This is a genomic window from Bacteroidales bacterium (assembly GCA_013141385.1).
Classification (GTDB): Bacteria; Bacteroidota; Bacteroidia; order Bacteroidales; family Tenuifilaceae; genus UBA8529.
Genome location: JABFRB010000016.1, coordinates 1 through 12,097, shown reverse-complemented (window position 1 = coordinate 12,097; position 12,097 = coordinate 1). Strand labels below are relative to the sequence as shown.

The 12,097-nt window shown below is 34.9% G+C and carries 9 protein-coding genes; 6 read left to right on the top strand and 3 right to left on the bottom strand.

Annotation, left to right across the window (positions count from 1 at the left end; translation table 11 throughout):
• The first annotated feature begins 9 nt into the window (after window positions 1–9).
• The 4 genes from HOO91_08600 (at window position 10) to HOO91_08585 (ending at window position 5,907) form a co-directional block, all read left to right on the top strand.
• The gene (locus tag HOO91_08600; protein NOU17604.1) at window positions 10–870 is read left to right on the top strand and encodes a hypothetical protein; all 861 of its coding nucleotides are present in this window, start codon (window positions 10–12) and stop codon (window positions 868–870) included.
• 61 nt (window positions 871–931) lie between these two features.
• Window positions 932–1,978, top strand: a complete 1,047-nt coding sequence (locus tag HOO91_08595; protein ID NOU17603.1) for a radical SAM protein — start codon at window positions 932–934, stop codon at window positions 1,976–1,978.
• Between the two features lie 400 nt (window positions 1,979–2,378).
• Window positions 2,379–4,772, top strand: coding sequence for a penicillin-binding protein 1C (pbpC, locus tag HOO91_08590; GenBank protein ID NOU17602.1), 2,394 nt, complete (start codon window positions 2,379–2,381; stop codon window positions 4,770–4,772).
• A 10-nt stretch (window positions 4,773–4,782) separates the two neighbouring features.
• Window positions 4,783–5,907 carry an amidohydrolase gene (locus HOO91_08585; protein NOU17601.1) on the top strand — a complete coding sequence of 375 codons (1,125 nt, stop codon included), beginning with the start codon at window positions 4,783–4,785 and terminating at the stop codon, window positions 5,905–5,907.
• A gap of 147 nt (window positions 5,908–6,054) precedes the next feature.
• On the opposite strand, the gene HOO91_08580 is transcribed toward HOO91_08585, so the two are convergent.
• Window positions 6,055–7,155: a TetR/AcrR family transcriptional regulator gene (locus HOO91_08580; protein NOU17600.1), complete on the bottom strand. Its 1,101-nt coding sequence runs from the start codon at window positions 7,153–7,155 to the stop codon at window positions 6,055–6,057.
• A 192-nt stretch (window positions 7,156–7,347) separates the two neighbouring features.
• A complete protein-coding gene (gene cysC / locus HOO91_08575; GenBank protein ID NOU17599.1) occupies window positions 7,348–7,893 on the bottom strand; it encodes an adenylyl-sulfate kinase in 546 nt (181 codons plus the stop codon).
• Window positions 7,894–8,638: 745 nt separating this feature from the next.
• Here cysC and HOO91_08570 point away from each other — a divergent pair.
• Window positions 8,639–9,799, top strand: coding sequence for a pentapeptide repeat-containing protein (locus tag HOO91_08570; GenBank protein ID NOU17598.1), 1,161 nt, complete (start codon window positions 8,639–8,641; stop codon window positions 9,797–9,799).
• 307 nt (window positions 9,800–10,106) lie between these two features.
• On the opposite strand, the gene HOO91_08565 is transcribed toward HOO91_08570, so the two are convergent.
• On the bottom strand, window positions 10,107–10,622 hold the full coding sequence (locus tag HOO91_08565) for a hypothetical protein (GenBank protein ID NOU17597.1): 516 nt from the start codon (window positions 10,620–10,622) through the stop codon (window positions 10,107–10,109).
• Window positions 10,623–11,244: 622 nt separating this feature from the next.
• On the opposite strand from HOO91_08565, the gene HOO91_08560 reads away from it, so the two are divergent.
• Window positions 11,245–11,739 carry a PaaI family thioesterase gene (locus HOO91_08560; protein ID NOU17596.1) on the top strand — a complete coding sequence of 165 codons (495 nt, stop codon included), beginning with the start codon at window positions 11,245–11,247 and terminating at the stop codon, window positions 11,737–11,739.
• The last annotated feature ends 358 nt before the right edge of the window (window positions 11,740–12,097 follow it).

Genomic DNA, 12,097 nt, shown 5'->3' with positions numbered 1-12,097 from the left:
AGGATATTTATGACTGGTGTTCTTATTATTGCAATTTTAGCTTTGACATCCATTTTTGTACTTTTTCTATTTAAGAAATGGTTTATTTGGAAAATTGGATTGCCTTCTGATGTGTATGATACTTTGGTTCCATTCTTGGTTTTCTTAAGTATCAGTTTTTTTCTAATTTACTTCGGTTGCTTAAATGGATGGTATGAAAAGATCGAAACCCAATTCTTTATTTCATTAGCTTTGGCGGTAATTTTAGGGATGTTTTCTTTATTATCTTTTTTTATTGCAAAGCGGATTGAAAAAAGAATTCGCCAAAGCATAACCAGTGTGGCAGAATTTGTTAAGGTTGGTTATGAAATATTAGAAAAACCATCAACTTTTTATGGTATAATGGTTATTTATCCTTATTTCGGTTTGGTAGAATGCGTACATAATGTAATAAAACCAATAAAAAGAGGAACAGAATTTCAAGCTGTTACAGATATTAATGATATAATTAAAAACCTAGCAAATGCAACAAAAGGAGGTAAAAAGGAGCTTTGCCTAATCGTTCTTAAAGAAATTGAGAGGATGGGTTTTCTAAATAATATTAAATCCCGAAGCGATGCGGTATCATCCGACTATCTCCCAAATGGGACTGGGAAACCTATAAAAGACCGTGTGCAAGAACTTTGTGCTGAGGGTGCCAAAATTTTTGAGACAAGTTTAAATCCATTTAACATGATAATTTCTGATACTGCAGTAGTTTGGGGGAGTGTAAATAGCGAAACGCCTGGGGAATGTAAAGGATTTTTTAGTTACGATAAGGATGTTATTGAATCATTTAAAAAATATTTTGAAGATATAAAAAAAATGGGAATTCAGTTTCATTGTTGTTAGTTAATCCAAAGGAAAGTTAATAATAGAATCAGAGAATATTTTTTAAAATCAAATTTTTAAAATGGTCAAAATATTAAAATACACACCCCGTTACTATGAACCATTTGATGGTAGTGTACATTATTTATGCTTAAATGCATCTGATACATGTAATTATCGTTGCATGAAGTGTATGCAATCTGAATCTATCAAAATCAGGCCGACTATTGAACCTATAAACGTTTGCGATTTATTAACGCGAGCAAAAAAAGAATTAGGAATAAAAACAATTTACTTATCAGGTTCAGGTGAAACATTTCTCGTAGGCAATGGCAACACTCAAATAAAACTTGAAAATTATAAGAAACTGATAAGACAAGCTTACGAACTTGATATAGCCATTGTGCAATTTACAAATGGTTATTATCTCACAGAGGAAATGGTTGAATATTTATCCGATTTTGATGTTTCACTTGTCGTAAGTATTGATACCCTAAATCCTGAAAAATATAGCCGCCTAACAAATACTGGAATTGAAGTATTTGACAAAGTGATGGACAATATAAAATACGCAAGAAAAAAACTTCCTGTTGTTAATTCCGGCGAAAAACGCTTATATCGATTAGGCGTTAATATGGCAATTTCAAATGTTTGCGAGGAAGACATAGATTCAGTAAAGTCTTTTTGTGGTGATGATATTATTTTCTTTTCAAATTACCCATTGATAAAAGGTAGTTTTAAAGAAAATATTGAATATATGTGTGCCGGAGAAGATGAGTTGGAGAAATTCAAACAACTTTGTAGTAAAACATCAACATACCAAGGCCTAGCAGGTGTTACAACAGATGGGGTTTGTGGGTTTTTAAAATATGGTCTTACAATTGATTTTGATGGCAAAGTACTTATTTGTCCTTATGATACTAACACAGGTTTATTATTTGGAAATATTTCAGATTATGAATCAATGCATGATGCATTTAAAATTGTACAGGACAAACTAACGAATTTTGCTGAGGGAAAACAAAACGCTATGTATTGCCCTCTTCGCCATGCTGAGTATGATTCTTTTTTCGATAATGATATATCCAATGTATTAAGGACATTTGCAATTTCCACTAGTCAATGCTGAATCCAAAAATTGCAAAAGAGTTTGCTAATCCGACAACCCATGAGAAAATTAAAGAACGAAACGCCAACACATGCTGAACATTATTGAGGTTGATGATACAATGGGAAGTTCCTAACTCGCTGGCAAATTTCTTAACGGTGGATACCGACGTAGCCCCTAATTCCCCTGCACTTTTTAGTTTGGGAACGATGAAACGATGGAGTTATTTGCTTTTAGTCTAGCTTTCCATTATTCCAATGAAACACCCATGTTATAGACTAACACAAAAGGAGAGGAATAAAATATGAGTGTTCCACGATTGTAATTTATAAACGTTTGCCATGATATTTTCATCTTGCTATAAAACAATCGTATAATTATAAATTATTCTCGTGAAAATAATAACGTTGCTATTTAACTGATGATATTCCCACTTAAGCCAAACTCATTTCCTCTTCACAAAACAAAATGGTTTTACCTTTTTTTGTTACTATTCATTTTAGTTACCGCATGTTTCTGGTTTCTGCTACCATCCCCTTTATTCTCCGATCCTACCTGTACTGTTATAACCGATGAGCAGAGCAATTTGTTAGATGCCACCATTGCAAGCGATGGTCAATATCGCTTCCCTGAAACGGACTCAATACCACTAAAGTTTGCAAAGTGCATTGTTGTCTTTGAGGACAGACACTTTTACCATCATCCCGGAGTAAACCCTTTCTCGATGTGGCGAGCGTTAGTACAAAACATAAAGGCAAAAAAAATAGTCAGCGGAGGAAGTACAATATCCATGCAGGTTATAAGGCTTTCACGAAAAGGGCAATCAAGATCTTTTTCTGAGAAGATAATAGAAATAGTGCTTGCGCTTAGGCTCGAAATATCCCATTCGAAAGACGAGATTCTCCGCCTCTACGCATCCCATGCACCCTATGGTGGAAATGTAGTAGGAATAGATGCAGCTTCATGGCGATACTTTGGTCGCAGCGCAAATGAACTTAACTGGGCCGAAACAGCCTCACTTGCCATTCTCCCAAATGCACCATCCATAATCTTTCCGGGAAAAAACCAAGTAGCATTTAAAAATAAAAGGAATCGGTTACTAAAAAAACTTCTTAGTGCTGGTGAAATCGATTCTCTAACCTACAGCCTATCCATTCAAGAACCATTGCCCGGGAAACCTAAGGAACTTCCACAACTTGCTCCACATCTACTAACACGAGCAATAATTGAGGGGTATTCTGGGGAAAATGTAAAAACAACAATTAATAGTAATCTTCAAAGTCGTATTAATAGTATTGTTGAATTCCATAAACCCCGACTCGAAGCGAATTCCATTCATAACATTGCTGTTCTTGTTTTAGATATCGAAACTGGTAATACCTTAGCCTATATTGGTAATACAAACCCCGATAGTACTGAGACAGGAAAGAGTGTTGATGTAATAAAATCACCCCGTAGCACTGGCAGTATTCTAAAGCCATTCCTTTATGCTGCAATGCTAAACGATGGACTTATCCTGCCAAACACTTTGATTCCCGATATTCCAACCCAGATTGGTAGCTACGCACCAAAAAATTTCTACCCCACTTACGATGGTGCTGTTCCTGCATCGAGAGCTCTTGCTCGTTCGCTTAATGTTCCGGCTGTTAGAATGCTTCAAATGTATGGAGTTCCTAAATTTCACTACATACTTAATAAAGTGGGTTTAACAACCATAAAACGTTCGCCTGACAGTTATGGCCTATCGCTTGTTTTAGGTGGGGCCGAGGCTACACTTTGGGATCTTGCGGGCGTTTACTCAAGCCTTGCCAGGATGTTAAATCATTTCCGACCTCTTCAAAGTCGATATAATAAGCTGGATATCCATCCTGCAAACTACATTTCCGATACAACAAAGAAAACACCAATAATCGAAGATCATTCAATCCTAGGTGCTGCATCCATATTTTTAACATTTGAGGCGATGCGCGAGGTTGCCCGTCCCGATGAATTATCAGGATGGAAATACTTTGCATCAACCCGTTCAGTAGCATGGAAAACGGGAACAAGTTACGGTCATCGCGATGCATGGGCAATTGGTCTTAATCCAAATCAGGTTGTTGCCGTTTGGGTGGGAAATGCTAGTGGCGAAGGTCGTGCCGATTTAACAGGTGTATCAGCAGCAGCTCCAATTATGTTTGATGTATTTGGGCTTCTTCCACCAAGCGGATGGTTTGAACGACCAGTTGATGATATGGCATTCATCCCTGTTTGCAAGCAGAGCGGACAAAGAGCTACAGACATCTGCGAACCTATCGATTCGGTTTGGGTACCAATAGCAGGGCTCGAAACCCCACCATGTCCATATCACAGAATAATTCATCTTGATGAAAAAGGCAAATATCGTGTAAACGACAAGTGTTACGATAGGGATAAGATGCAGCACCAATCGTGGTTTGTGCTTCCACCAGCAATGGAATGGTTCTACAAAAGCAAAAAACCTGATTACAGTATGCTACCCCCATATTTACAGAGTTGCAAACCCGAAAATCCACAAAAACCTATGGCTATGCTTTACCCTAGGATTTTAAATGCAGTGATTAGCATCCCTCTAAATCTCGATGGAACACCCAGTGATATTGTATTTGAAGCCGTTCATCGAACATCAGATGCTATTATTTACTGGCATTTGGACGATAAGTACGTTGGAACTACCAAAACATTTCATAAATTAGCTCTGCGACCCTCCAAGGGAAAACATTTACTAACATTAGTTGATGGGGATGGTGAAACGCTGGTTACATCATTCACTGTCGACAAAAATACAAATAATTGACACTTTGATTATGGATGAAATAATAAACTTAAGACATGAACTTCATAGAAACCCAGAATTATCGGGTAACGAGAAGTTAACAGCCAAACGGATAGTCCAATTTCTATCGAATTACAAACCCGATGAATTGTATACTGATATTGCTGGTTCGGGAGTTGCTGCCGTCTACAATGGGAAAGAGGTAGGAGCAACCCTTCTTTTTCGGTGCGATATGGATGCTTTGCCTGTTGAAGAGCATAATGCCTTGCCATACAAATCAATGAATAATGGTGTTTCGCACCAGTGTGGGCACGATGGCCACATGGCAATGGTTTCGGGTTTAGCCAAAAGATTACATGAAAACCCAATTGGCAAAGGGAGGGTGGTCTTATTCTACCAACCCGAGGAGGAGAATGGCAAAGGAGCAAAGGAATCTATAAATGAACTTAGGGAACTAGGATTATTAACCGATTTTGCATTTGCAATTCATAATATGCCTAAGTACCCTTTTGGCAGTATTGTACTGGGTAAATATACCTTTTCGGCTGCATCAAAGGGAGTGATAATTAAGCTAACTGGCAAGAATGCCCATGCCGCTTATCCCGAAAGTGGGATTAACCCTTCTGAAGCTGTTGCCGAGATAATTCAAGTTTTGAATGGGGTGAAATATATTAAACTTTTCAGTGAGTATATACTAGCCACCATTGTTCATGTTCAAGTTGGTGATGTTGCGTTTGGAACATCTCCAGGATATGCAGAAGTTATGGTTACATTGAGAGCATTTGACAAGGATCATATGCGGAAACTATCGGATTATGCCGTATCCTCAACACAAAACATTGCAGCTAAACATAAACTAGAGGTTGATATTCAGTTTACCGATGAATTCCCTGCGGCGGATTGCAATCCTGAATTATCTAATATTGTTGAGGTTATTGCGAAAAAACAAAGCAGAGAAGTAATATTTATAAACCAACCAAACCGATGGAGCGAGGACTTTGCACATTTCACATCTGCATTACCCTCAATAATTTTTGGGTTGGGAGTTGGCGAAAACCATCCCGATTTACATACCAATAGCTACGATTTTCCAGATGAAATAATTCCCTATGGAGTAGAACTGATGGAAGGAATAATAAATCACATTTTGCGATAATTAACTTTTGAACTAATTGTTTATTATAAAAACAATAAAATAAAGAACAGATTTATAATCAATTTCATGCCTTAATAATTCTATAAATCAATTATAATGAGAATTAAAATTGATAATAAAAATTTCATCCCATTTATTGATGATTAATTATTTGTGGTTTATGATTAATTCTTTAAGATTATTGTAAAAAATCTGTGGATTATAATTTGGGTTATAACTTGGATTTATTTCTATTTTCCCAGTTTCATAATTTAAATAACCTTTAACAAACTGTTTGGGAAGAAAATAAATATAATCGCTGTTATCATTTAAAATGGGCGATTGCTCAGCTAAAATATTTTCAACAGAAATATTCTTTTTAGTCTTTTTAAGTTCATCATTAAAGAAGTTATATAGGTTGGTTGATATGCAAATTACAACAATATAATTTCCGTATAATTTATAAGTATTATGCTTATGGGTTAAATGGAGCTTATCGTTTGTTACTTGTTCGGCAGTATTATAGAACGATTCAACGTATCTGAACCCTTCATTAATAATTTTGTTTGCAATTTCTTCATCTTTAGTATAATGAATAAAACAGAAGTTTTTGTCGCAATTTCCAAAAATGAAATTTAAAATTTCGGGTTCAGTTAATTTTATCTTTTTGGCTGCTTTATCAACTTTTACAATTTTATCGAGTTGTTTGTCCAAAAGAGCTAGAAAATCATTATAATCAGAAGGGTTTTTTCTATTGAGATGAAGTAAAAGCAAGCCAGGTATTTGATACTTTATAATACTCCTAATCGAATCTGCCTGTACAATATTTACTAAATCCTCTTTAATGCAATAGCTCCATTCCTCTGCACAAAGTTTGTCCAAAAAATTACAAATAAGATCTGATGTAGGCTGTTTGTTATCAATGCCTGTAATTTTCTCAAGGTAGAAAAGCTCAAAAACATTTGGGTATTGAATAAAATATTTTGAGTATGCCCTTATTATTGCCCTTATCTTTTCAATCCCACGAGGTGTTTTTTTAGTTTCTAACAATACAAATTCTTCGCATTCATCCTGAAAATCATTAACACATTCGAAGAATAAATCCTTAATGTCTTTAAAGTAATTATATAGAGTAGCATACGAGTAACCAGCCTGATCGGCAATATTTCTAACACTAATGCTTTTTAATCCTTCCCCCTTAAGCATGTCTTTTGCTGCTTGAATGAAGTACCCCTTCATCCTTTTCTCTTGAATTATTTTATTGCTCATTATTTTGCGGCGTTAATTATTTTAACAGCACAAATATAATTAACAATGTTAAATTTATGAAATATGTTAATGACTTTTTTAATCGATTATCAAGAAATAAAATTTGACATTGTTTAAGCACATTCTGGATTGGTAATATCAGACTGTATAGTGGTTCGATAGAGCGATAAACATGCAAGGATAAGATAAGTCCTAGCAATTTTTTGCTACTAAATCTATATTTTTCATTATAAAACCAACCAACCTCTGAGCAGATACCTCGGGTGTTTCCTTATCTGTAAAAAGAATTAGATCTGGGTTGATAGGTTTTTCATAAACATCGTCTATCCCAGTGAAATTAAATATCTTATCAGGATGATCATCTGGTAGTAAAGCCTTTTTGTAATGACCCTTTGGATCTCGTTCAATTAATACTTCAATATTACAATTTACCCATACCGTTTTAACCTGTTTTGAACTTTCCGATAGTTCCTTCCGAATGCTTTCGAAGGGGTTTATTGCTGATATTATTGATATTACACCGTGCTTTAGAAGGAGTTTGCCAACAAATCCTAAACGTCTTAAATTCTCCACCCTATCGTTGTAAGAAAATCCTAAACCCTTACAAAGCGTTTTTCGGTACTCATCACCATCAATCACCTCAATGCGAATCCCTTTGGCTAACAGTTTATCCTTTACCAACATCGCAATGGTTGTTTTCCCTGCACCCGAAAGACCTGTAAATTGGATTAGTAGCATAGTAAATTCGATTTCAATTTAAAGATGCCAATAATCAAATATAGCAAAAATATGAATGTGCTGAATATGTGATAAATAAAATGTTTAAATTATGATTTATACAAGAGTTGGAATTTCAAAATATTTCAATGAACATTCTAGTTACTAATTGCCGTTCTCTCTTTTTGGGGATTATTGTAAGATTGATTATTTATAAATTGTATGATAAGATTACAATATTTCTTATCAGGCTATATAAATTAGAAGTTATTTAACCGATTCTAAAATTACAGAAAAAACCTTTAAATCAAGCACTTTAACATTGCAAATCACTCACATAGGTTGATCGATAAATTCAAATTTCCACAAGGTTGCTTTTTAAATGGAAGTAATCTCTATCTTCGTCATTATAGCGATCGATATTTCTGATATTACGAGATTATTTAATGATTATATATTAATCACCAAATTAACTCTACGTGCTGATATCTTGAAGTTTATTCTATATTCTGATCTATAAAAAATTTTATCTTTTGAAATTAAATACTGTAAATCACCAAACTAGCGACTTGAAACTTAAATTAATAACAACGGAACACAATTAGAAATTGAATTATAGAATTATAATATGAAATGTCCTTGTTGGTAAAGAACATCAAACACAATGATCAAAACATGGACATTCAATCTGAGCCTAGGTAATTATTATTATTCGAAGAAAAATGATAACTGATTTTATATTAATTATTTATAAAATTTCACACAGATGAAAAAAATTGATTCTGATGTTTTAGATCGGCTGATAGCACAAAAACATCTTGAAGATTTAGATTTATATGATATTGATATAAATGGCAGAAATTTTACAGGCTGCACCATTATCAATGTAAATTTTTCAAAAGAGAAACAAAAAGATAGAATTATTTCTAATGCTATTTTTAAAGATACCAAGCTTAAAAATGTTGACTTTTCCGATGCCCGACTTGAAAATATTCAGTTTGATAATGCTGTAATGGAAAGCTGTTCCTTTCAGATATATAGTAAAGATAATCTAGTGCCAACAATCAAAAAAGTATCTTTTGCCGAAACTATAATTAATAAATGTAGATTTCGTAACTCAATAATTGAATGGAGTGATTTTAGATATGCGGAGATTACAAACTCTACATTCGAGGGTTCAAATATCGCATTTTGCGATTTTTACAGAGCACACTTTTTAAAAATCAATATTTTCAATAAAGCAATAATTGCTACCTCAAGCCTTAATTACACCCTTTTTGAAGGAACAATAATTAGAAAAAGTAATATCGCAAATGGTATCATCTTACAGCAGGATGAAAATAATTACAAAAAATTCCTTGTAGAATGGAAGGAAAATGGGCCAGGAGTTAGAAAAACAACTGCAAAGGCAAAGTGGGAACCTAACAATCTCAACAATGAATTAATTGCCATGCCAGAACATGCCGAGAATATTTTTAAAAGTTTGAATGCCCTTTGGGCTGGCAATGGTTTTTTAGGCGATGCCAACTGGGCATACGTTGAGGGTAGAAGAGCAGAACGTAAACGCCTGAAAAACGAATTAAAACTAACACTCAAATCCAAAGAGCGAAGGGAAATAAGAAGGAAAATTCTTTGGAATTATTTCTGTGATTGTTCCTTTGGATATGGAGAGAGCATATATAAAATCATACGAGCGTATATTTTCATAATTGCAATATTTGCTTGTTTGCTCTATTTTATTGTACCCTTAAATTCAATAATGTATTCGTTTTTATGTAGTTTCTTTAATATGATAGCCCAAACACCCGCAGAATTAAAATCAGGTTCCATTGGATTAACCGTTCTTAATGTTATTCAATCCTCATTAGGTATTTTAATGACGGGTATATTCGGGTTTGTTATAGCTAATAAAATAAGGAATCAGTAGTTGTTGTATTTCTGTGATGCTATGTAATTGTTTTACTGTGTTGCTGTGGGGTCATTGGTTTAATTTTCAAATCTTCAAATTCCCCCATTTTCAAATTATTAAGCATCTTCTGACTTCGACGTTCCGTCTTCCAACTAATCCCTTAATTTATTCCCCCTATCGCAAGATGCGATAATTGATCAAAGTTATTCAATCCCAGCGAGAATGGGTGTTTATAGGAGTTGCGATGCTCTCCTTTTGCCATTCGATCCCTAGCGGGGTAGGAGTTGCCAATCATTAACAGCGTATTTGCTTTGTTTCCAAATTATCATTTATCTTTCAAGTTTTGCTTTGCGCTCTTTAGTTTTTGCTCGGCTCTCTTTTTGAGTTCCTTAGCACTTTTAAGTTTTGTTTTTCCTCTAAGGATTAGCTGATTCCCCTTGTTCAGTTCAGTGTTAAACTCCCGTAAAGAATTTTTCAGCTCTTTGAGTTCGCCCCTATACGTTGTTTTTAGTTCATTCACTGCACTTTTGGCTTCTTCACGCTCATCCTTATCCTTCGATCTTAGCTGGGCTGCATACTCCTTAACGTTTTTATTGTAAGTCTTTGTGAGAGAATTAATCTCTTTGGTCAATCGCTTCTTTTCCTTGGTTCCCTCCTTAACCATTTGTTTCCCATCTCTAATCATCAGTTCTATTTGCTCTATCTTTTGATTGGCTTGTTCAACGCGAACAAGTGCTGAATCATACCTTGCTTGCCTATCTGGTAAAGCTGCAAGTTTAGTAGATGTTCCAGCAAATAGCATTATAGTCAGCAAAATGAGTAGTAGGTAGTGGGCTCTCATAGAAATAGAATTAAGTTTTTCCAAAAAAACGGCTTCAATATAGTTATTTTCGCTGTAAGTTGGTTAATGTGCCCCTTTGAGCAAAGCTATTCAACTACTATCTTTTTGAAATGGGCATAGCATAGTGCTTAAAATCAACCAAGCTAATACCGCTTGGAAATATATAATAGCCCAAACTTCGCTTCACTCGTTTAGGCTAAATATATTTATCATCGGCATTAACCAAATTAGAAGTTGTAAATTTCTTTGGCCTATCTACAACTTTAATTTGGTATAACTTTCCAAACAATATTTTGGGAAGAATTGTTCAAGTATATTATCTTAGAGCCGATTTAAGACGTTGTTCATTCATTGAATTGAGATGAATGAGGAAAATGGGATGTAGGAAAATAAGTTCACCTTTCCAGCATTCTATATAGTTCAAGTTGCTAGGTACTAGTTGCTGATATTATACTTTGCGTTTTATGTTTTGGTTAATACAGGATTTTATTTCTTAGAATTAAAGTTAAATGCAATAAGAATTAAATGCTGTAAATCCCTAAACTAGCAACTTGCAACCAGTGACTAGCAAATTAGATTAATATAAAAGGCAAAATTATACGTTCACTAAACCTATTTAATAATGGCAATTAAAGCATTTCAGGATTATTATCCCGATCACCTAAGCCACTGCTATGGTTGTGGAAAGCTAAACGAGCATGGTTATCAAATTAAAACCGTATGGGATGGGGATGAGACGCTAACAACATTTACCCCAAAACATTACCATACCGCAATCCCCGGTTTTGTTTATGGGGGTTTATTAGCTTCGCTTATTGATTGTCATGCAACCGGCTCAGCTGCGGGAGCGATGTATAGGAAGGAAAATCGGGAAATGGACACTGAACCACCGTTTCGATTTTTAACGGGCTCCTTGAATGTTAAGTATATTAAGCCTACCCCAATAAACTGTACCCTTCAGATTCGCGGTAGAATAACAAAGATAGATGGAAAAAAGGTAACCATTGATGTTGATGTTATTGCAGATGGTGTGGTAACCGTTAAAGGCGAAGTTGTTGCAATTCAAGTACCCGATAAGTATATTGAGGATACTATTAAGAGTGTGGCTCAAAAGTAGAGCGGTTAGTTAGCAGCAAAGTAACTTGACAACACAACGAAAAGAAAAATAAAAAACCCCTCGCATAACCGAGCGTAGCACGCTCATGAGCAAAGCGAGTAAAAGATGAGTGTGTTAACCTTTCTGTAGGTCTCCGTTTGCTGACATATATAGTTTTTTAAGCCACCGCACTTGCAATTCGATCATGCTTATCTAAATAACGTCAGTTCGATGTAAGGTGTCATTGGCTAACGAACTAGCTCCGCCTTTAGATTTGCATTCAAATAAAAACATTAATTTTCAATACCGATTAACCAGAAGAGTAAAGGTGAACTAGTAGCTCCGCCAGATTATAAGATCTAAGTTCAGCTAAAGACCC